The organism is Paenibacillus sp. 19GGS1-52 (genome assembly GCF_022369515.1).
Lineage (GTDB): Bacteria > Bacillota > Bacilli > Paenibacillales > Paenibacillaceae > Paenibacillus_AQ.
In genome coordinates, this window is the sequence record NZ_CP059724.1 from 2,797,416 (window position 1) to 2,818,879 (window position 21,464).

The 21,464-nt window shown below is 37.8% G+C and carries 28 protein-coding genes; 26 read left to right on the forward strand and 2 right to left on the reverse strand.

Annotated elements, in window-relative coordinates:
• Positions 1 to 8: 8 nt before the first annotated feature.
• From H1230_RS13250 to H1230_RS13300, 11 genes are all read left to right on the forward strand, one after another.
• On the forward strand, positions 9 to 2,294 hold the full coding sequence (locus H1230_RS13250) for a DNA ligase (RefSeq protein WP_239717687.1): 2,286 nt from the start codon (positions 9 to 11) through the stop codon (positions 2,292 to 2,294).
• Positions 2,291 to 2,593, forward strand: a complete 303-nt coding sequence (locus H1230_RS13255; RefSeq protein WP_239715992.1) for an EscU/YscU/HrcU family type III secretion system export apparatus switch protein — start codon at positions 2,291 to 2,293, stop codon at positions 2,591 to 2,593. The genes H1230_RS13250 and H1230_RS13255 overlap by 4 nt, the downstream gene beginning before the upstream one ends.
• Complete coding sequence (locus H1230_RS13260) at positions 2,590 to 2,976, forward strand: YraN family protein (RefSeq protein ID WP_239715993.1); 387 nt, start codon at positions 2,590 to 2,592, stop codon at positions 2,974 to 2,976. Before H1230_RS13255 ends, H1230_RS13260 begins: the two co-directional genes overlap by 4 nt.
• Positions 2,977 to 3,106: 130 nt before the next feature.
• Positions 3,107 to 3,520, forward strand: a complete 414-nt coding sequence (locus H1230_RS13265) for a hypothetical protein (RefSeq protein ID WP_239715995.1) — start codon at positions 3,107 to 3,109, stop codon at positions 3,518 to 3,520.
• A 42-nt stretch (positions 3,521 to 3,562) separates the two neighbouring features.
• The gene (locus H1230_RS13270) at positions 3,563 to 4,072 is read left to right on the forward strand and encodes a phosphoesterase (protein WP_239715996.1); all 510 of its coding nucleotides are present in this window, start codon (positions 3,563 to 3,565) and stop codon (positions 4,070 to 4,072) included.
• A gap of 131 nt (positions 4,073 to 4,203) precedes the next feature.
• A complete protein-coding gene (locus tag H1230_RS13275) occupies positions 4,204 to 4,383 on the forward strand; it encodes a hypothetical protein (RefSeq protein WP_239715998.1) in 180 nt (59 codons plus the stop codon).
• Between the two features lie 32 nt (positions 4,384 to 4,415).
• Positions 4,416 to 4,865, forward strand: a complete 450-nt coding sequence (locus tag H1230_RS13280; protein ID WP_239715999.1) for a hypothetical protein — start codon at positions 4,416 to 4,418, stop codon at positions 4,863 to 4,865.
• An 80-nt stretch (positions 4,866 to 4,945) separates the two neighbouring features.
• Complete coding sequence (locus H1230_RS13285; protein ID WP_239716001.1) at positions 4,946 to 5,467, forward strand: hypothetical protein; 522 nt, start codon at positions 4,946 to 4,948, stop codon at positions 5,465 to 5,467.
• A 52-nt stretch (positions 5,468 to 5,519) separates the two neighbouring features.
• Entirely contained in the window at positions 5,520 to 5,723 is a 204-nt protein-coding gene (locus tag H1230_RS13290; RefSeq protein WP_239716003.1) for a hypothetical protein, read from the forward strand.
• Positions 5,724 to 5,814: 91 nt separating this feature from the next.
• Positions 5,815 to 6,411 (forward strand): hypothetical protein, encoded by a 597-nt coding sequence (locus tag H1230_RS13295; RefSeq protein WP_239716005.1) that lies wholly within the window; start codon positions 5,815 to 5,817, stop codon positions 6,409 to 6,411.
• 88 nt (positions 6,412 to 6,499) lie between these two features.
• On the forward strand, positions 6,500 to 6,691 hold the full coding sequence (locus H1230_RS13300; protein WP_239716007.1) for a hypothetical protein: 192 nt from the start codon (positions 6,500 to 6,502) through the stop codon (positions 6,689 to 6,691).
• Between the two features lie 54 nt (positions 6,692 to 6,745).
• Here H1230_RS13300 and H1230_RS13305 read toward each other — a convergent pair whose 3' ends face one another.
• Positions 6,746 to 6,931 carry a hypothetical protein gene (locus H1230_RS13305; RefSeq protein ID WP_239716009.1) on the reverse strand — a complete coding sequence of 62 codons (186 nt, stop codon included), beginning with the start codon at positions 6,929 to 6,931 and terminating at the stop codon, positions 6,746 to 6,748.
• A 176-nt stretch (positions 6,932 to 7,107) separates the two neighbouring features.
• Here H1230_RS13305 and H1230_RS13310 point away from each other — a divergent pair, with 176 nt between their 5' ends.
• From H1230_RS13310 to H1230_RS13345, 8 genes are all read left to right on the forward strand, one after another.
• On the forward strand, positions 7,108 to 7,326 hold the full coding sequence (locus tag H1230_RS13310; RefSeq protein ID WP_239716011.1) for a hypothetical protein: 219 nt from the start codon (positions 7,108 to 7,110) through the stop codon (positions 7,324 to 7,326).
• A 19-nt stretch (positions 7,327 to 7,345) separates the two neighbouring features.
• Positions 7,346 to 7,822, forward strand: coding sequence for a hypothetical protein (locus H1230_RS13315; protein WP_239716013.1), 477 nt, complete (start codon positions 7,346 to 7,348; stop codon positions 7,820 to 7,822).
• A gap of 159 nt (positions 7,823 to 7,981) precedes the next feature.
• Positions 7,982 to 8,200, forward strand: coding sequence for a hypothetical protein (locus H1230_RS13320; RefSeq protein WP_239716015.1), 219 nt, complete (start codon positions 7,982 to 7,984; stop codon positions 8,198 to 8,200).
• A 311-nt stretch (positions 8,201 to 8,511) separates the two neighbouring features.
• Positions 8,512 to 9,330 carry a hypothetical protein gene (locus H1230_RS13325; RefSeq protein WP_239716017.1) on the forward strand — a complete coding sequence of 273 codons (819 nt, stop codon included), beginning with the start codon at positions 8,512 to 8,514 and terminating at the stop codon, positions 9,328 to 9,330.
• Between the two features lie 688 nt (positions 9,331 to 10,018).
• Positions 10,019 to 10,399 (forward strand): hypothetical protein, encoded by a 381-nt coding sequence (locus H1230_RS13330; protein ID WP_239716019.1) that lies wholly within the window; start codon positions 10,019 to 10,021, stop codon positions 10,397 to 10,399.
• Positions 10,400 to 10,489: 90 nt separating this feature from the next.
• Positions 10,490 to 11,500, forward strand: coding sequence for a hypothetical protein (locus H1230_RS13335; protein ID WP_239716021.1), 1,011 nt, complete (start codon positions 10,490 to 10,492; stop codon positions 11,498 to 11,500).
• Between the two features lie 546 nt (positions 11,501 to 12,046).
• Entirely contained in the window at positions 12,047 to 14,698 is a 2,652-nt protein-coding gene (locus tag H1230_RS13340; RefSeq protein ID WP_239716023.1) for a hypothetical protein, read from the forward strand.
• A 509-nt stretch (positions 14,699 to 15,207) separates the two neighbouring features.
• The gene (locus H1230_RS13345) at positions 15,208 to 15,537 is read left to right on the forward strand and encodes a hypothetical protein (protein ID WP_239716025.1); all 330 of its coding nucleotides are present in this window, start codon (positions 15,208 to 15,210) and stop codon (positions 15,535 to 15,537) included.
• A gap of 76 nt (positions 15,538 to 15,613) precedes the next feature.
• On the opposite strand, the gene H1230_RS13350 is transcribed toward H1230_RS13345, so the two are convergent.
• Complete coding sequence (locus H1230_RS13350; RefSeq protein ID WP_239716027.1) at positions 15,614 to 15,844, reverse strand: hypothetical protein; 231 nt, start codon at positions 15,842 to 15,844, stop codon at positions 15,614 to 15,616.
• A 251-nt stretch (positions 15,845 to 16,095) separates the two neighbouring features.
• Here H1230_RS13350 and H1230_RS13355 point away from each other — a divergent pair, with 251 nt between their 5' ends.
• From H1230_RS13355 to H1230_RS13385, 7 genes are all read left to right on the forward strand, one after another.
• Entirely contained in the window at positions 16,096 to 16,788 is a 693-nt protein-coding gene (locus tag H1230_RS13355; RefSeq protein WP_239716029.1) for a type II toxin-antitoxin system PemK/MazF family toxin, read from the forward strand.
• Between the two features lie 261 nt (positions 16,789 to 17,049).
• Complete coding sequence (locus H1230_RS13360) at positions 17,050 to 17,373, forward strand: hypothetical protein (RefSeq protein ID WP_239716031.1); 324 nt, start codon at positions 17,050 to 17,052, stop codon at positions 17,371 to 17,373.
• 328 nt (positions 17,374 to 17,701) lie between these two features.
• Entirely contained in the window at positions 17,702 to 18,280 is a 579-nt protein-coding gene (locus tag H1230_RS13365) for a hypothetical protein (protein WP_239716033.1), read from the forward strand.
• Between the two features lie 184 nt (positions 18,281 to 18,464).
• Positions 18,465 to 18,635 (forward strand): hypothetical protein, encoded by a 171-nt coding sequence (locus H1230_RS13370; RefSeq protein WP_239716035.1) that lies wholly within the window; start codon positions 18,465 to 18,467, stop codon positions 18,633 to 18,635.
• Between the two features lie 14 nt (positions 18,636 to 18,649).
• On the forward strand, positions 18,650 to 19,063 hold the full coding sequence (locus H1230_RS13375) for an HNH endonuclease (RefSeq protein ID WP_239716037.1): 414 nt from the start codon (positions 18,650 to 18,652) through the stop codon (positions 19,061 to 19,063).
• A gap of 183 nt (positions 19,064 to 19,246) precedes the next feature.
• Positions 19,247 to 19,735 (forward strand): phage terminase small subunit P27 family, encoded by a 489-nt coding sequence (locus tag H1230_RS13380; RefSeq protein WP_239716039.1) that lies wholly within the window; start codon positions 19,247 to 19,249, stop codon positions 19,733 to 19,735.
• Positions 19,732 to 21,453, forward strand: a complete 1,722-nt coding sequence (locus H1230_RS13385; RefSeq protein WP_239716041.1) for a terminase large subunit — start codon at positions 19,732 to 19,734, stop codon at positions 21,451 to 21,453. Before H1230_RS13380 ends, H1230_RS13385 begins: the two co-directional genes overlap by 4 nt.
• Positions 21,454 to 21,464 lie beyond the last annotated feature (11 nt).

Below are 21,464 nucleotides of genomic sequence, written 5' to 3' on the forward strand. Positions count from 1 at the left end.
GAAACGCTATGAATATCGGATCACTGATTCGCGGCTTGCTGGGAGACAATAAGCTAGGTGAGCCTAAGTCCTTGGAGTTGAAAGAAGGACAAATCGTGCGCGGTGTCGTTCTGAGTGTATCGGATTCGGGCAAGGAAGCACTTGTGCAGATTCAAGGAACGCCTGTTCGTGCGGAATTGGAAACACCTCTACAACCGGGACAAACGTTAAACTTACAGGTTGGCCTGCCCGGGGAAGGCGGATTACCGGTATTAAAGCCGGTCTCCCTCGGCGAAGCTGCACTAGTCTCTCCACAAAGTATGGGGGAGGCTTTGGAGTCACTTGGTTTGAGTGATTCCAAAGCAGGACGTGAGATTATACAGGCCATGCAGTCTGGGGGTTTGGTATTAACCAAAGAAACTGCGGCGAAGCTGGATGCTGTGATGAATGCCAAGCCTGCTGGCGTATCTGCAACAGAATGGCTGGAAGCCGCTGTGATTTCTGTGAAGAGAGGGTTGCCGGTTACAGTTGAGAGTGTAAAAGGTTTGCAGCAGGCTGTGTTTGGGCCGCAACTGCATCAGCTTTTGGCTACGCTGGAGGAGAGTTTAAGCCTCTGGGCAAGTCAGGAAGCTGGGAAGAGTGAATTGCCCGCTGGAACAGGAGAACAGAAGCTAACTGCTCCTCAAGCTTCAGGAACAGCAAGTGCTGTGATTGTTGGTGCCGCAGATACGGGGAATGAGCAGGCTGTCAATTCTCAGACTGGTAAAGCTGGTGTGCAGACTACGGGAGCCGTATCCGAGGAGCAACCTGTGCCAGCTGGTGCTATTCAAACAACAGAGTCTCGGAATAAGACGAATCCTGCAGGGAATGTAGCTGCTCCAAGCTTGGCTAAATCGGAGACTAGTGGCTCAGGAGCTATTGCACTTGTTAATGTTCCAGAAGCATCCGAAGACAGTTCTGGAACTGCTGCGAGTCGGGCAGCGGTGGATACTGGAAAAACTGAAGTAGGAGCCAGTGCTAAAGGTAATACAGCTGCGGAGCCCGCTAAAGGTTCAACTCTTGCGAGCGGTAACAGTGCTCCTAGCGGTGTAGTTGCAAATGAAGTTGGTGCAGAGACGGAACAGAGTAGTGTTTCTGTGCGTTCCGGAGCAGCGCCAGAACGTACAGAAACCGCTAGAGCTGCGGCTACAGGCGCTGCTCTAGCGGGAGATGCTGCTGGGAAGACAACAGCAGCACCAAGCGGTACGGCCCTGCTCGCGAAGCTGCAGGGCGTGCTCACCGAGCTGCGCGTCACAGTGCCGCAGCTCGCCGTTGCTCTGGCCCCGCCCGCAAGCCCGGCGGAGCCAGAGCAAGCCCCTGCGGCAACCGTGCCGCCGCAGGTTGCCGCAACCGCTCCGCCCACAAGCGTGGCGGAGCCAAAGCAAGCTCCTGCGGCAACCGTGCCGCCGCAGGGTGCCGTAACCGCTCCGCCCGCAAGCGCGGCGGAGCCAAGGCAAGCCCCTGCGGCAAGCGTGCCGCCGCAGGTTGCCGCAACAGCCCCGCCTGCAACTGCGGCGGGGCAGCCCGCCACCCCCGACATAGAGTCGTGGGTGGGGCGGGTGCTTAAGCTGCTCGGTGCGGAGCACGAGCAGCAGGCCGTGCGGGGCGGCGCGGCTGGCGTAGCCGCCGAGGCACGTCCGGCGGCAGCTGTGCTGGCGGCTGCCGGGCGTGAGGCGCAGCTGGTACCTGCTGCGCTGGGGCAAACGATCAGCGGCGGAGATCACACCGCTGATACGCTCAAGGGCCTGCTGCTGCAGGTGCTTGGCAGCAGCGATGTTCCACCTGCGGTTAAAGAAGCCGCAGGCCAGTTGGTGCAGCAGCTGACTGGGCAACAGCTGCTGCTGAATACAGACCGTACAGCACCGTTCGCGCAGGTTACCCTATTCCTGCCGCTTCAGGGTTCGGATGGAGAGGAGACCGCCTCCGTGCATATACAATCACGGCGGGGCCGCAAGGGAGAACTGGATGCTGCGAACTGCCGTCTCTGGTTTGATCTGAACATGAAGCAGTTAGGGCAGACATTGGTCGATGTACAAGTGGTTGACCGTATGGTTAGCCTCAAGCTGCACAATAATGATCCATGGGTGCTTGAACTGCTGGAGCAGAGTCGTGACGATATCAAGACGTCCGTAGAGTCGATTGGCTACCAGTTGTCTGGTCTGAGAACCGAACCCCTACCGGAGAAGAATGTAATGAATGATCTTGCCGGCAACAACGCTGGGAAACTGGCTGACTATGTCCCGGATTCTTACAAAGGAGTGGATTTCCGCATATGAATGAACCGGATAATGAAGCTCCGCAGAGACTTAAAAAAGCGGTCGCACTCAAATATAGCCCTGGCCAAAGCGAAGCTCCGGTCATCGTTGCCAAAGGTCAGGGCGCTGTAGCAGATATTATTCTCCAAAAAGCTAAAGAGAATGGCGTTGCCGTGCAAGAGGATGCTGCGCTGGTCGAAGTGCTTTCCAAGCTGGATCTGGACCAACAGATTCCACCTGAGCTCTATCAGCTTGTAGCTGAAATCTTGAGTTTTGTGTATCAGAGCGATCAATCCGCCGGAGCACGGAGACAGAAATGAAAGAGCAGTACCCCAAGGAACGATACAACCGTAAACAAAAGGGTGCAACTGCTGAGGAAGCTGCCGTGCAATATCTGGTTTCGCGGGGTTATTCCATTCTGGAACGCAATTGGCGTTGTCGTAGCGGAGAGCTTGATATTATTGCAGAGAACAAGGGTATCCTCTTCTTCGTCGAAGTTCGCAGCCGCAGCGGAACTTTGCTGCAGGGAACGCCGGAAGAGTCAGTAAATGCTCGCAAAATACATCAAGTCCGCAGTACAGCACAGGTATATTTGCATATGAAAGGCTATGAAGAGAGTATGATTTCATTTGATGTCATAACCGTTATATTAAATGAGGATTTAAGCATAGCTTCTCTTGGTCATATCCGCGAAGCCTTCTGATCGTATAATCGTGTAGTGTATTCATTTTATATGAAGTCCTTACATAGCCGTGGTACATTGGGTCACTTTGCAAAAGAAATGGGTAAACATTATTGTAACTTTTAATGTCATCATGAGGAGGATTATCCGAGTGAAGAATCAACCATTTGAAATAGGTGTGAGTTTTACTTGTCCGAATTGCCAACAAAAAATCGAAGTGGAATTTAACGGAGAGCCTTTATCTGTTGTCTGCTGCGCTCAATGCGATAAATCTTTTACCGTTATGCGGCCTGCCATAGCGGAGGAAATATTAATCGATTGGGAGAATGAAGCCTTATTCCAAAAAATTCGTGCTGAAAAAACACAAACCAACAATAGCAGTCTTTTAGCGCTTATTATTAGAGTCATTGAACTGCTCACCTGGCGCGATAAAGGCGATGGACAGGTAGAAGCAATTCGAGAAATGCGCGGCTGGCTTATCGAGAATGAGGACAAAGCGCCGCCAATAGCTGAATTGATTCAAATGGATGTCAATCACCGTACGAATAGACGTAATATGGAATAATGATGTCTATTCCGACAGAGGATGAACGAAAGAAGGGTAATTATGGCTAATGTATTTTTTACCTCAGACCATCACTTTGGACATAAACATATCATTGATTTCGAATCTCGTCCTTTCAGCGATGTAGAGCAGATGAACGAGGTTATGATCGATAGCTGGAATTCTATCGTGGGAAAAGATGATAAAGTCTTTCACTTGGGGGATTTTTCATTCCTAAATAAGGAAGCGACCCGCAATATTGTGGCTAGACTAAAGGGTTACAAAATATTGATACTTGGGAATCACGATCGCGGCCGTACCCGGAGCTGGTGGCTGGACGTGGGATTTGATGAGGTTAGCGAGTATGCAGTGATTTATAAGGATTTCTTTTTCCTCTCCCATGAGCCAATGTACATGAATAAGCACATGCCTTACGTGAATGTGCACGGTCATATTCATAACCAGAAGTACGAAGGTAATCATCATTTTAATATTTGTGTGGAACATTGGGAGTATAAACCCCTATCCTTTGAGCAGATTAGGGAAGCTGTTGTGGCTAGTGAAGAAGGTTAACATTACAGTTCAATAGAACCAATTATGCACACTTATGCAATAAGATATAATCAGAAAATAAGGAAGCACCTTTTTTCTTGAATTTATGACGCCTGTTATAGGCGTACTTCAGGAATCGAGGTGTTTTTGTTATGTATGGTAAAATGCACAGCGCATGTTTGTACGGAATTGAAGGGGTAATGATCGGTGTCGAGATTGATCTGGCCAACGGATTGCCGCAGACGAATATTATAGGAAACAAAGACCATACTTATTTTCTGAATCCAAACTACCTATTCAGCGTATTACAATGTATGGTAAAATTATCCTAACATTGAAAACTAAATAAAAGGAGATTACATAGATGGGAATATTTTCGTCAAGTCCAGAAAAGAAAGCTAAGAAACAAGAAGACAAAGATTTTCGCAAAGCTCTTGAAGCAGTAGGAAGAACTAATTATGTTATGGTTCATCATATTGGAGGCTTTCCCGGTATAGATGCAAACTCAATACTTGGAGTTAGTCAGGGTGTTGAAAAGAACACTCTTAGACTCAATGGGATACCTGTCACCGTTACAGGCTTGCAATGGGGTGAATCAGGCGAACGTTCACTAGGTAAAGCTGCTGTTGGGGCAATTGGCTTAGGATTGCTTACAGGCGGTATTGGAGCTATAGCAGGTGCTGCTATCGGTGGTAAGAAGCAAGATAATAGTACAGTTACAATGACTTGCACGGATAGTGAAGGCATAATGGAATACACAGTGTACATTCGTGCTGATGCTGAGAAATATCAGAAATTAGCTTCTTTATTGTAAGAAGGAAGTTAAAGCGCTAGCATTAACAATATAGAATTATACGAGAAGTTTGAAGATGATAAAGGTGGGAAAAGAACAGCATGAGAATCGGTGGTGGCCCCGTTGTTGCTAAACCCGGAGAACTAATTTTTCTGGGATTATTTATTATTATGCCAATTGGTATGGCGTTGGATTACGGGATTGGGGGTGCGGTATTATATTTAGTGATTCTCATAACATCCGGTATTGGTTATCATTTATGGCAAGAGCGTAAGTGGGACAAGGATTTATCTCTGTTCTATAAACAAATAGAAAGGAGTGGATACAAAAGATTTTATTATATTAGGAATTTAAAGGATACCCCTTCAAGTGATAATTATTACAATATTTCAGATATCCAAGTTAATAAACGAAACGAAGTAATAATTTCACATTTTAGAAACCTTGATCATCCCAACAAAGTGTTTACATTTAGCCACTCAAACACCAAAGGTTTTCGAAGTGGAACTCATTTAAAACTAGACCGTTTATTTGACACTATAGTCCTTCGTACTCATAAGGCGGATATTTATGGACTTATTGCAGGGCACTATGATGGTTATTTTGTGTTTGAACGTAGATAACCTCTTATACTTATTTCATAATTCATATTAGAATGGAGCAAAATTTACATATATGAACTTAATCATCAATTACACTATTAATCGCTTAACAGCACCAGGGCAATTCCAATATAAGAATAAATCTACAACTCTTAACCTCACTTGTAGTTTAGACGATATTGACGATCTGCTCAAAGAGGCCGTTAAAGCGATTATATTAATCGAAGATGTGAAGCCTGATCAGATTAAAATTTCTGGACTAATGAAGGTTAAGTAAACTGCAATAATGAAGAGAATGACTTTTTGTATAGAAATGAGGAGATATTCTGGATAGTAAAACTGTAACAAGTGCTGCTAAGTTTTTTTCTTTGATTGCAGAACAAAATATTAGTGAAATCGAAAAAATTCATAGCAAAATTCGGAATAGCCGATTTATTGGAACTAATATCTTTTTCTTTGCAAGCATTTTAATAATAATTGCTTATATATACTTCAGCACTATGCAACTGAAAAGTCCCTTGTTTATAGCATTGCCATTAATCATCGTAACTCCTATATTTATTCCAATTAGTATGTATAAGTTATTGAATGATTTCTTGATAGGTATACTTGCTATAATTTACGGTATTTGTTTCGAAATTTTAGTGGGTGGAGTTATATTTATAACGCTTAAGAGTCATAAGTTAAACTTAGATTCTAATATAATACCTTTAGTTTTACAAAGTCTCTTTTTTTTATTTCTTTTGTATGCGTTATTTCAATCAAGTAGAAGAATATCTGAATTATGGATACTTTCATTTTTCAATAAAAACTATGTATTAACCGCTAGCCTCATGAATGGTCATGAGGCTGTGGGTAGACTAGTAACAATAACTAAAAAAGGGGACTACATTGTCAAAATAAGTGATAATGAAGTTTTGATAAAAAATAATTCAATTAGTATGTTGAGAATTGATGAGTTTTAAAAGAAAATAACTCATAGTATAAACTTACCACTAATATCTCTCTCAACTCCTTGTTATGATATTTGTATCATCACGACAGGAGATCATCATGAAAAATAGCAAAGAAATAGAACTAGTAAAGGATTATATGAATGAGGATGAGAAGAGAGTTCAGATCTACAACATTCCAAACCTTGGAACGCTTATAATCAATGGTGAACCAGCAATTGATAACTGCAAAAAATTTGTAAAAATATTGATGGATGCAAAGAATAAGGATCAAAACAAAACTGTTGAATAAAGTAAAGCCCTTGAGGATTATCTCAGGGGCTTTTTTGTCTGTTACTCTTATGTATTATTTCAATAGTTGGATTAATTTGGCCTGTGTTTCTTTAGGAATACTGTCACAGTTTTCATATAAGTTGATTAGATAGGTTATAACATCGCTCTCGTTAGATAATCCCAGCTCTGTTTTAATTTCCTGTAATCTTTCCTTTGTTGATTCATATACTTGTACCGTTTTTCTAACTTGCTCTTTCACTTTTTTATCATCTCTCCTTAACTTGATATAATAAATTATATCATATAATGTACCCAAAATCAAAGTATTTGAGTAGAATTATTTTATATATAGTACTCAAAAACGCTTTACATGTACTCAATACCGTGATATATTGGGTACATGAAAGACATACCACATTAAAAGGGGGTGAGAAAATGGTAACTAATATGTTAGGCGATTCATTAATCTTCAACCGTCTAATGTGGGTCATGTCAGATGAGGATTTCGAAGAGGTTCACAACTTATCAACCACTCATTTTAAATTAGTTAATGAACATTTCGATGCTGCACCGGAACGTCAAGCTGAGATCGTGGAAGAGGTTGAGTTATTGAGAAGTCGTAAAGCTGCTTTATTCGCTAAGTATCAAAACTAATCTATTGGAGGAATAACAAATGACAACCGCAACAATCAACGCACCAGAGAACAAGCCTGAAGCAGTATTTTATTTCGCAGAAATAGCAACAGAAAAGGTTAGTGTAACTGGTAACATCGTCTACAAAACATATCTTTTTGATTCATTAAAGGAAGCACAAAAAAGCGGTGTAGAATATCACATCGCAACATGGGAAGACATCAATGGGCTTGCTGATTTGGGTGTTTTTATTCATGACAAAATTGTGGTCACGCCTCAGGGGAAATTTCAACTCATATCTATCACACAGTTTGATGATGTTGAGGATGCGGAAGTTGAGGTTGATTGTATCTATAATTACGTGGGTGCTCCGCTTAGATTGAATGAAGCCATTACTTGCCACTTACGTTGGAACAAAGGTAGCGAATTGCAATTCATTACTGACTGTGATGGTACTTATACCGCCTACGTCAAGAACGCAGACGGTCATGTCATTGCTTTAGATTACAGTATCTAATCAAACACTTAGCGAGAGGTATGTGCATCATTGGGTGGTGTTGCTGGTAACAACATCATCCACACATTTGTAATAAACTTTAAAGGAATTATATCATAGTTTGGGCTTATTTGTAAACTAATCACATCGGAAAACGCAACATTAAATGGAGGAATATATATGGAACTTACAATAACTAAAAATGAGGAAATGGCACGGTTTGTAAAGATACTATCTATCCCTTTTGATATGGGGATTACTATCGGTAAGATTTACCCAATCATGCACAGTGAGCCAATTTACGTTTATGGTAGTGAGACTTATGTGATTGATGATCTAGGACGCGATAATAGAGGGCCATTCCTGGTTATGGGCTGCAAGAGAGAGTATTACTTATAATGGTAATGGTGAAGGCCATCTATGTCATACCAGTAGTCGTACTCTCCAATTAAACGTATAGTGTCAATAACAAGAGACAAAGGTGGAACGCGCAATCGCTGGGATGCTTAATTTAGACTTTAACTATAATGAAATCAAAGATCGACTAATGACTAATCGTTCAAGATTTCATTCAAAGAATCAAATTATCACAAAACCCTAAAGATACTCAAATTAATATTTTGTTACAATATGGAATTTATGTAACGACAATTACCCACATTATCTATATAATGTTATAAATACAAAATATTATTTTGGGGGAGATTGTGTTGAAATTATTGAAGGTTCTAGCTTGGATTTTTGCGCCTTACATAATGATTTTTATTTTTTGGAGGAAGATGGGCAAGATCGCTAGAATTAGTGGTGCAGTTTGGGCGTTTTTCGCGCTATTGATTGCCATTTCTGCCTCAAACACAGAGGAGGTTAAGCCAGATTTAGCAAAAACAGATACTGTCAAACAAACTACAGCAAAAGAAAGTGTCCCAGAAGTTGACAGTAAAACAGTTACCGTCATTGATGAAGAGGCTGTGAAAAAAGAAGCTGAAAAGAAAAAACTAGAAGAAGAAAATAAGGCAAAGGCAGATAAAGCGAAAGCAGCAACAGCAAAGGCGGAGGCTGAAAAAGCAAACATTAAAAGTAAAGCTAATCAAACAAAAGTTTTGGAATTTGAAAAGTCTATTTATGCCTTAGAGGAAACTATGACTCCTGTCATGGAGGCATATAAAGAATCAATGGATGGATTGGGTAAGGGAACAGTAGATATATATACCGCATATGAAGCAACGGAAAATGCAAGAAAGGCCGCAAAATATCTACAAAATAAGTTTTATGGATTGTCTATCCCAGAAGGACTTCCTAAAGAAGTTGAAAAATTGTTGAGTGGTACTACTTCAGATATGGGCACTGCTTATTATAGTAAGGTTAAAGCTTTCGACGCAGTTCTCAAATTTCTTGATGAACAAAAACCTAGTTATATGTCTAAGTTCAAAGAAGAAATAGATATGTCTGACTCGTTTGTTATGAGTGGAGTTTCAAAAATAATTGAGGCAAAAACGGCTGTTGGTTTAGATATAGTTGAAAGTAAATAATTAATTGTAAATAAATTACCTACACCAAAGAACACACATCCCAGATTAACCAGATGTGTGTTCTTTGTATTTTAGCAGAAAGGAGGTATCAAAAGTATTACGATGACAACAAAACAACATTATCTAGTTGAAGCTTATCTGTATAAGTTTAGATTATTAGAGACATTGCCCATCACATCATTTAAGGTGGCTCTGACGGTGTTTAAGCACTGGAAGGAAGACGAAGATATGAATGATGTAAAATTGATGAAGGTGGTTGATCGCATTTATCGGTAGAGAATACAGAGTACAAAGGAGAGGTTATCGGAAATATTTTGGGTAGCCTTTACGAATGGACTAGCAGTTAATTAGAATTTAAATAGGGCGGAGAAGAGTATATTATCAGATAACGCAAAAATAAACGCTTGATATTAAACTATCAACGTTATATAATCGAATTGGGTCACTCTATACTTTCATAGCGAATGGCCTACTCTATTTACTATTCAATTTTAAGGAGATGATGTTATTGATTGTAATTATTAACTAGATACTATTGGGTGCTTCCCTTAAGTATCTATCTCTGCTACAGGCATAATAATATCATGTCGGAAGGGATTATGCAAGCTCTAACTGCTATCTTATTATACTTGTGTAGCAGTTAGCAGGGTTAAAAGGTTGAAAATCCAAAAAACAGGAGGAATTATTAATGAACTTTAACACGAGACATCTCACAGGACAGCAACAAGCAATCATTAGACAAAGAAATGAAGCTGATAAACAAACAAAGATTGAATATGAAAACAAGGTTGTTGCTGATTGGATTATGGTCGAAAATGATGGCACTATATATGAAACGAAAAATAAAAAGCCAGATGAAAAAACTATAAGAGTTAGTGACTTGCAGAAAAATACAACGGATCTGGTTGAACAGTTTGGAGATTTGAATAAAACAGCTTGGAAGTATTTGTTTACTGATACCCTAGTTGTTCAGCAAGGGGTATATAAATGGAACGAGAAAGCATCCAGCTTTAAAAAGGTAGCTGACGGTTATAAGTCCTTAAGCAAGCCTTCTGCAAACATAGAATAGAGCATCATAAAACACATAACCGCAGGGGCATTCGTGTCCCTGCACCATTAAAACTAGGTTTAACCGAGTTACATATAAAGGAGAGGTTCTTTGAAAATAGAAAATTTACATGTTGGTTCAACAGGGAAGAACTATGTACATATGTGTGAAATCTTAGATGAAGGGGTTGTGAATGGGAAATCTAGACAATTACAACTGAAAAGGTGGGCTTGTTACTTTGAACATGAGAAGCAAGGGAATAAGTGGATTATTACAAAAATATATGATTATCCTAGAGAATTAGCAAAAGGAGGAAATTTCACTCCTTACATAGGCGAAATAAATAAATTAATTGTTCAGTTATTGCTATGCTCAGATGATAAGAGAGTGATATTGCCCAAAAACAGGCTGTTGAAGTTGCTGAATATGATAAATGGAAATTATAAGGAATGCGAAGAAAGCGTAGGAAGTTTAAGTGAATACCTAAACGTGCCAAGAATGGATATATATGATTTTTATAACTCTGCTAATAACGTTCTCGCAGGAAACATTGAATCATCACTAAGGGATCTGAAGAATAAAAAGGCAGTATTCCATCAAACGGTGATGATGGTTGTAATAGGCAGAGCTGCACACGAAGCGACTAACGAAGAAATGGATATCATTTACCCAATTCAGGCCAGAGTATTAAAGGAAATGAAATTCGATAGCATGGTCGATGTGTACAAGTCTGGAAGAATAAAAACCTATACAGACAGGACAAATAGACTGTTGAAAAGTGAAGCAGGGATATCATACGTATATGAAGCTTACAATATTTACTTAAACAGAGAAGTGTTACAAGAGGAATTACATAGAATATGTGAAGACAAAGTAAAGGAAATCGAGGAAGGGTTGAATCAGTCAGTCAAGGATAGATTGATTGACCTATCCGAAAAAAGGAGGGAAAGGGAAATATCAACCATTGATAAGTGGTTTGGTGTTCCGAATTATAAAAAAGGATACAGAGTGAATGAGAATTACATAGGAAATCAAATCAAATTGGCAGACGTTTTGATAGACAGCAATTATAGATTAATAGTTGACGATATCAAGAAAATCAATGATAAGAATGGCAGATAAGGAGTAAATAAAAAAGTGTCACCCAAATCTCCTAATTACTATATTACTATTATAGGTTTTTGGGTGACGAAAATTATAATCATCCAATTAATACAGGTGCAAGTATACCCATATTCCGATGGGAGGGGTGAATTGCCGTAGGCAAGAGGGGTGGTGCATCGCAGCGAAGCTTTCGCACTTTGAAAGGTGAGGTGTAGCACCCCTGCACTTGAACTTGAGTATGAGTAACATCTAAGGGCAAAAGATTAAGTGCACCCTCATAAAGCAAAGAGCGCTTTATTCGTGTAGTCGGTTCCCGCCTTCATTAAGGTTCGAATTCTTACTTCAAGGACAAGGGATAAGATCAAGGTCAAAAGCGCCTGAACATGAATAATAGGTGGATACTATATTGTTGATTGATTCCATCCTCGTATCGTTTTTAAGCTTCATATCAATTGTCATTACATATGATCCACGGTGTCACAGTAGTACATAGGGTTAGTGTTAGTCGGTGTATCGGTGTCTGAATTCATTATAAATTATAAACAAAATGGAGGAATTAAATTAATGTCAAATATGTCTAACCAGTTTGAATTATATTCGCTGTCTGCTCCTGCTTTCTTTACTGATGAGGAGAGTAATAAAAAGTACATAGTCAATAAACTGACTGAGGATTTGAAAGGAGCAGAGAAACAATTAACGAACTCTGAAGATGATGATAAATATGTTGAAATATTTGCTGACATGTGTGATATCAATTTCCAAATCGTAGAAGCTAAGGAAGAGTTGAAATTTACTATAGCTAATCATCCAGGAATTAGACATCTCAGAGAAGATGCGTTGACTCTAGCCATCAAGGATACTGATGAGAGAAAACTTAATAAACAAAATATTATTTCTATGTTTCCATCAATTTTGAGTCGGACGCTAGGATTAGAAATGGAAAGGTTAACACTGGACATCATGATATTTGAAAGCAGCTATACTGATGTTCTGGAATCATTAATTAAATTAGGTTTTATGTATGGTGATGAACTTTATATTCCATATACAGCATCAGCAGGCCAAATAAGATCGGAGAAAGTTGTATTTATTAAAAAGTCGGTATTAGATGAACATGCTGATAGCATTATGTGTGGTCTGTCTGTTGAAAGAATAAATAAATCTGAATACAATGGTGCGAATATTAACAAGTACCTTGCATACTTGGCACTTGGACAATCGGCGTGTTCAGAATGGGAAATAGATTTAAATAGATGTATCGTTGTAGATGACTTTGAGACGTTGGTGAATGGTGTTGTGGATTTCATTAACCGTAATACGTATGAGATTACTCCGAAGAGAAATATGGATATTCCCATTCCTCACACTGACGGATGTGGGTTGATACTTCCTGTTTTAAGCGACAAGAATTTTCAATTTCGGATGCCATGGTTTAAGGGATTACTGGCGGTTATGCCATTCGATCTTTTTGTTGATAGCTATGAAGGTGCGACAACGAAGGTTATAGATATCTGGAATAGACCATGGGATATTGTTGAAGATAATATCCAAATCATATTTACGAAAAGCCAATTTAAGATGTGGAAGTATTATTCTTCTTGGCAGGAATATAAAGACTTATACAAATTACATAAATGTCAGTCTGGTATCTGTAGTGAAGATGAAGAAAGAGATAATGCTCAATTTGGCTATCAGATGCTTCAGACACTCGTGGATTGTTCAAAAGAGGAACTGGAATATATTGCATCCAAAACAATTCATGATATCAATATGGCGGGATCAGATAAGGAAACAATGTTGAAAATACTAGGTGTTGGCGAAGGGGAACAGACGTACATACAACAAGCGTTAGCACTATTACCTGAATTAGCAGCGGATAAACACAGTGTAGATAACATTAAGGACACCAGACGCTCCATGATAAACAGAGCTAGATTTGGAAAATTAGAAATAGATGCAAAATACACTTTTTTAATCCCAGATTTATACGCATTTTGTGAAAGGTTATTTGCTGGGATAGAAATACCGAAGGGATTATTAGCAGATGGAGAGGTGTATTGTAGTTTATATCCAGAAAGTGAACGGTTACTGGTTTTAAGATATCCTCACTTATACCGGGAACATAGCATAAATAATAATATGGTTGATGAAGTAAGAAGTAAGTGGTTCTTAACCAATGGAATGTACACGAGTAGTTTCTCAATAATTAGTAAACTATTACAATTTGATGTGGACGGAGATGACGCTTTAGTTGTTGCTGATAAAAAAATCATCGAAATTGCAGACAGAAATATGAAGAATGATAATATTGTCCCTTTATATTATGAGATGGCAACTGCTGAAGCAAGAATTATCAATAATAACAGCATATTTGAAGGGTTATCTGAAGCGTTCAAAGGAAGTGGGAAAATAGGTATATATTCAAATGCTATCAGCAAGTTGTGGAACAGTGAGAATCCAAATTTAAAAGTTATCAAATGGCTCGTAATGGAAAATAATTTCTCTATTGATCAGGCTAAGACGCTATATATGCCTAAGAGACCCGATGACGTTAATGAAGAGATAATGGAAGCGTTGGGTGTGAAACAGAAAAACGGTAAAATAGTGAATTATAAGCTCCCTCGTTTTTTCAAATTTGCAAAAGATAAATCTGATGATGAAGTTGAGCTTAAGAATAATAGTGTAGTCAATAGGCTAATGGATATTATCCCAAGCAACAATATTCGATTTAAGGACGTTGTTGGTAAACTTGATTATAAGATGTTAATGAATACTACAAGACAAAAAAAGAATGACAATTTGGAAAATGAAATTATAAAACAATATGATATATGTTTGAAAAACAAAGGCAATCAAACAAAGTATGCTGGAGTCAATCTTAAATTGATAAATCGAGAAATCAGACAACAATTATTGACAGTGTGCAAGGACAAATCTTATTTGGTTAATGTATTGGTTACTCATCTTTATACAACAAAAAACAAGAGTAAAATTATACTGTGGGATTGCTTCGGGAAAGAGATAGTTGAGAACATAAAAAGGAATAATGGAGTTGGCGTTTGTGCTGAGTGTAAGGAAGATTATGAGATCACAAAGCAAAGACAGTGCAGATGTAACAGTTGTCAAAAAGAGTATGAGAGAAGAATAGATGCTAAAAGAAAGAAAGAGAAAAGGGGGAATGATTTGTCCGGTCGAGTTGCAAATGCAGCAAGTTAAAAAGTGTGAAAAACCTATATGGAATAAGGTTTTTTTGATAGACTTGAAAAACCCTATTAAGGAGAACAAAGAGAGTTTGGATCAAAATGCGAGTTTTGCTCTCCCTAATATTTTTTCAGTTGACATTCATTATAAATTATTATATATTTAATAGTTAATTATTTACGTCCCTACATGCTAGTTGAAGCAGATTCTTGCTGCTAGTAGAAATCATTTTACCCTGAGACGATAAAAATAAGGGTGAGATACTTTCAAGTCTTCGAATGCTGAAGGTAGCTTGAATTTCCTCCGGGTCTGTATGAGCATCGGCTAATCCATTTTGGGTTGGCCTGTTCGTACGCCATTTTTAAGAAAACGACATTTCTTATAATTGACAATAAATAACTATAAAATGTAAAATATGTACTAAATATTCATTATTATAATATATCGACAATACGAATAATCAATAACTACTCTCTTCTCTTCTATGGTACAATTCTCCTATTATATGTAAAGGGGGTTTTTGTATGAACAAAAATATAGTATATGCAACTTTATTTGTAATAGTTTTCGTTCTATTAAAATTTATTTTAGGCGAAGAAAGTAATATCCCAATGTTTGCTGTTCTAGTAGCTATTATTTTTTATGGCAAAGCCTTTATTGACGGTAACAGAGAAGCCAAGGAATTTAAAAGAAAACAGAAAATTGAGTATGAAATGCAAGTCATGACAAAAGAACTGAGTAAATTAGAGACTCTGCGATCTAACAACATTATATCTGAGGAAGAATTTGATATTAAGAGAGAGCAATTAAAACATAAGTACAAAGTGAGCACTGAAAATTACATAGGCTCATAAATTCATAATCACCGAAACGGTCAACATCTAACTATATAGGTGTTGGACTTTTTGTTGATTAACACTCTCCACTCTGTTATTTACAGAACCTACAATCTTCATCTTTATATTTTGGATAATTACATTTAACACAAAATTCATGCTCTCTGTTTTTTGTATCGGGTATCTTCTTGTATTCAGCAATTACAACACTTATCTCTTTTACTATGGACAGCATATCAATCCAAAATTGTGGAGGTGTTCCTTTTAATTTATCATCATAGATTTTCCAAGCAACCTCTTCAGGATTCGTATCCCTATCGAGCAAAGGAAATATATCCTTGTAATCATTGATGCAATTCTTGGATTCGGTCTCGCTGTAATTGTAATGTTTAACAAGACAATCAAAGACCTTTTTTTGAAAGATAGATAGTCGATTATTTAACACTAGATCACCCTTTAAGATGTAATAAGAATACTTTACCATAGAATATTAATTGCGGTAGGCGCAAAAGACAATTTTCATAGGAATATGTTCCCATTTGTCGTATTATGGATAAATAGGGAGAGTGATTGAAATTGGAGCCTAATTATTTAAAATTAAAAGAAATAATTGATAATGACATCAATAAAAAAGTACCGTCAGTATCAAATGAATCGATCATCCAAAATATGTATCCTGTTTCTAAGAAACTATTTTCATTTTTTGAGCAGCAAAATTCTTACGATACTGCCGCTACAATGTTAGAATTAAAACAGTGGCAGCAATTTAAAGGTGACGATAGTAAGCCTTGGAGATATGAAATTAGAGATATCGTTTTAGTAAATCTTGGTGGAACAAATTATGGGTACGAAGCATCTTTTTCTCATCCCTGTATTATCTACAAGGAAATGTTTAATGAGGCCATGGTAATTCCGTGCTCTACTGGTCGCTATAAAGTTAAAAGTGATTACATCATAAAAGGTGAAAGCACAGATGGATTTATTTATAAAACAGGAATCCAATTAGATAAGATCAGAGTTATATCGAAGAAAAGAATTCAAGGAAAAAGATTAGGTAAAGTTGGAAATATCAAATTTAATGAAATAACAAATACAATTATTGACCTTTATTTTAATCCAGTAAAAAAAAGAATTGAAAAATTAGAGGAAAATATATCGGACATTACTCTCAATAATTTAGAGTTAGCTAGTAGAATATTCGAGCTAGAAGACGAATTACAAAGTCTCAAGAAAGAATTGACAGAAGATAAATTACGTGATACTATTTAGTTACAGAAATATTGATGCGCCTCGTAGCGCCTAGCCATTATGGATTTTTGAGGAAAGGGACTCCGCTTCTTGTGGAGTCTTTTTCATTTTATAATATCCAAGTCACCTCACATCGAAGTGGCTTTTTTGTTGATGTGCTACACAATAGGCTTTTAACCGGCTGACAAAAGCTTTGCCCAGTAAACAATTGAATAAGTATTCCCTGGACTCCTATTATATAGGGGTCTTATTTGCGTTATCTAATCTGAGGAGGAATTATTAATGAACGAAGAATTTAAAGTTGCCATGCAAGGGAAGTTTGATAAATTAATGGAACGTATGCTGAAGGAAGTAGACGGTAGAGATGGATTATTTGATCATTTATTAAATGGTGAATTACTTGTCACTGGATTAACAACATATGACAGGAGTAAATTCGAGTTAGAGGTCAGTGTTGATTCATACACCGCTCTGTTTGGATATAAAGAACAGGTAATTTATCGTGGGAATGATATCAACGTGGCTGATTATGTTCAAGATGGATTACTTGAAGCCTTGAATAACTCAGCATTATTTTGTGATGAAGAGGGAATTTATAGTATGTAATTCTGTGGTGAATCCCAACATCCAAATATCGTAAATCACGACTTTATAAAATACATAATGTTGGAGATATATACATATGAAAAGTGATAAGCAGCTATTGAAAGAGCATGCTAATGAAGACTGGTATACCGTTCTAGAGCAAATGGAACAGGATCAAAGCAGGATAAGCAGAAGAGGATCAACAAGCAGATAAAGAAGGACATGATTAAGGCTGCTAAAGTTAAGGCCGTATAGGTGTCAAAAGGTATAAAAAGGTATCTCAAATTGGGATGGTCTGTTAATCAGGCCGTCCTTTTTGTGTTACCCATATAAATTAGGAGGAATTAAATTGAAACGGAATATTGAAAAAGTGATGCCAAATGGGATTGAAATGTTTTGGAGTGTGCCGAGTTTTGTTGATGGCGAAGGTAATGAACGAGTGTTTAGTTATTATTTCGTACATAGTGTTACAGGTGATATCTGGAGTTGTCGTTCTAATCGATATCTTGTGCCAAGTGTTGCGACTGGTGGTTACATGTACGTTGGTTTGTTAGATGATTCAGGAAAACAGTTGACAACAGGACAGCATAGATTTGTACTTGCAAGTTCACTTGGTGCATGGGAATTTGAAGAAACAGGCCATAAGGACAGGGTTCGCTATAACAATAAGCCTAACAATTTATTCCCAACTACTAGAAAAGAGCAGTTTGATAATGAATTACGTGAAGCAGCGAGAGATAGTAAAATTGGGAAAAGATCAAATAGCGCTGAGTTTAGTGATGATGAGGTCAGAGGCATTAGAAATGAATACAAATCGTGGGTTGGTAAGAGTCGGTTATATATTCGTGAAGTAGCAGCCAGAACAGGTGTAACGGAACAAACCATCTATTGTATCGTTGATGGTAGGACTTATAAAGATATTATATAGGGTGAGTGCCTATACATAATTAATATAACACAAATAAAAATGAATGTACATAGGAGGGAAATGTTAATGAAAGAACCTATATATAAGGCTATTGATAAAGTGGAATACGTTTACATTCGGGTAATCGGTGGATTCTGTTTGTTCTCTATCTATGAAGCAATTCTTAATCTGGTGCGTGGTTGATATGAATAATGAATTTGTTATTGAAATCGGTACTGAATTGTATGAGGTGAATGAATATAGTGTTGCTGAGTATATGGTTGATAAGATGGGTGGCAGTGTAGTGAGCAAGTGGGGTAGTGAGTTTAAGAGGTATGTAGTGGATGAACATGGAATCGTGAGGTTTGTTGATTAGAGAGTTGGATACATATGGCACTAAAGAAGCAATGCAGTAAGTCAGGATGCAATGAGTTATGTGATATGGGTCAGAAGTATTGTGAGAAGCATGTAGATGCTAAGACAGTTAGGCGTGAAGGTAATCGTTACTATGATATGAACATTAGGGATAGAGAAGCTGTGGAGTTCTATCGTAGTAAAGAATGGCTGAAGGTTAGAAAGGTAGCATTAGTACGTGACAATTATTTGTGTGTCAAGTGTCTAGAGGATATGAAGTTCAGCAGATATGATGTAGTGGATCATATGTTGCCACGTGAATGGTTCCCTGAATTGGCCCTAAGAGTAGATAACCTACAATGTTTGTGCCACATGCACCACAATGGAAAGACTGCTGAAGATGAGAAGAAGTATGGTAAGAGGAACAATAATAATATGAAAAAATATTAAATTTAAAATAAAAAATAAATTATTTTTAAAATTCTAGGCACAGGGGGTAGGCAAAAGATTTTTTGCAAACTGATATGACCGCATCGTCCCTATTTTAGCGCGGAAATTCTATCTATGAAATCTAAAAGGGTATCGGATATACTTAGACTCATTCTAAATACTTGATGAAGGGTGGTGAAAATCATGACAAGACCAAAAGAATCAATTGAGGTTCTATTAGCAAAGGGTGTATCGAATATTAACAAAGAAGATATTGCACGTAGACGTGAAGAAGAAGCAGCACTTAAACCAAACAATAACAAGACTGATGTTCCTGATTGGTTAACAGATAAGATTGCACGTAAAGAGTATAGACGTATTGCCAAGGAGTTAACAGAACTCAATTTATTATCTAATCTTGATGTGACTACACTAGCCCAATATTGTGCTGCATATGTAAACTATCTAAATGTTTCTAAAGAAATGGAAGGTCAACCTTTTGTTGTTCCGATGGTTAATAAAACTGGTGCGACTAATATGGTTAAGAATCCTCTGATATCAATCCAACAACAATATGCTATTGAGATGCAAAAGTATTCTATTCAGATGGGATTGACTATTCAATCACGTTTAAAGATGACTCCACCTAAACCAGAAGAGAAGCCAAAGGGAAAGTTCGATGAATTTGTATGATAATACATGATTATACAACTCAATATGCATTAGATGTGTTGGATGGAACGATTATTGCAGGGAATTTAGTTAAATTAGCATGCCAAAGACATCTAAATGATCTACAAAAAGAGGGAACCGAAGGGTTCTCTTTTGTGTTTTCTAGGGAGAAAGCAGATAGAGCATTCCGTTTCTTTGAAAATTTAAAGTTTACAGATGGTGATATGAGAGGTAAACCAGTTAAATTGGTTGACTTTCAATACTTCATCATCGGGAATTTGTTTGGTTGGGTGGATGCTAAGACAGGTTATAGAAGATTCTCTAAGTCATATGTTCAACTTTCACGCAAGCAAGCCAAGAGTTTACTTAATTCTGGTATCGCAATTTATACTGCTGGCTTTTGTGGATACCAAAATGCGCAAGTATATACTGTTGCCACGAAGAAAGCACAAGCACGAATTGTATGGGAACAAGCTAAAAAGTTTATTGAACAAGATAAAGAATTAGCAGCGCTACATAAGACTTATGATCGTGAAAGTTTAATCAAACATAAAATCAACGGTGGTAAGATCGTTGCTTTAGGTAGAGATACAAATAGTATTGATGGATTTGAACCGTACACGGGAATCGTCGATGAACTGCACAGCCATAAGAATAATCAAATGATTAAACTGTTGCAGGATGGAACGATTAACTTGCAGGAGAGTTTGATTTCCATTATTACTACGGCTGGATTTGACTTATCACCAACGAATCCATGTGTAATTGAGTACGAATATTGTATCAACATACTCAATGGTTTAGGTGATAACGATAGATATTTTAATTATATTGCTCAGATGGATAAAGAAGATGATATTTGGGACAGTAAAAACTGGGCCAAATGCGCTCCTTTGTCTAGACATATTCCTCACTCTATTAAATCAATGGAAATGTTAGCGATTGAAGCCAAGGATAAAGGTGGAGAAGAACTAACAAACTTCATGACAAAGACGCTGAACATATGGACTCATTCAGAAGTGAATGCGTATATCAATCTTGATAAATGGAAAGCATGTGCCTCTGACATGACACTAGATAACTTCATAGGTTATGAGGCGGTTATAGGCTTGGATTTATCGAGTGGCGGAGATTTAACGAGTCTAGCTATTGAGATTCCTATTGTTATTGATGGAGTACAAAAGTTTTTCATTCACTCTCATTCATTTATTCCAAAGGAGAGATTGCAAGAACATATTAAATCTGACTTGGCTCCCTATGGTACGTGGTTAAAGGATGGATTATTAACAACAACTCCTGGATATAAGTCTGATTACAAATTCATACTTAAGTATCTTAGAGAACTAAAAGAAACTTATAACATAAAATTTAAAATGATATGTTATGACCCTCATAATGCCGATGCGTTCTTGAGTGATCTTGAAGATTTTGGTGTTCCAGTAGTTGAGATATTAGCGTCTGCTAGAAATCTCAATCAACCAACTGTTGATTTTAAATTAGAGGTAGATTCAGGAAATATCATTTACAACAAGGATAGCAAACTTCTATCTTGGTCTGTTGCAAATGCGAAGCTGGATCATAACTCAATGGGTGAATGCAAAATTGATAAGAATCTTAGAGTTAAAAGAATTGACCCTGTTGATGCTGTCATTGATGCACACAAAATGGCTATGCTTCAAAAGAAAGAGTTTGTAATGACAGATGAATACATAGACGATCTCTACAAAGATTACATGTAAGGGAGGTGAAC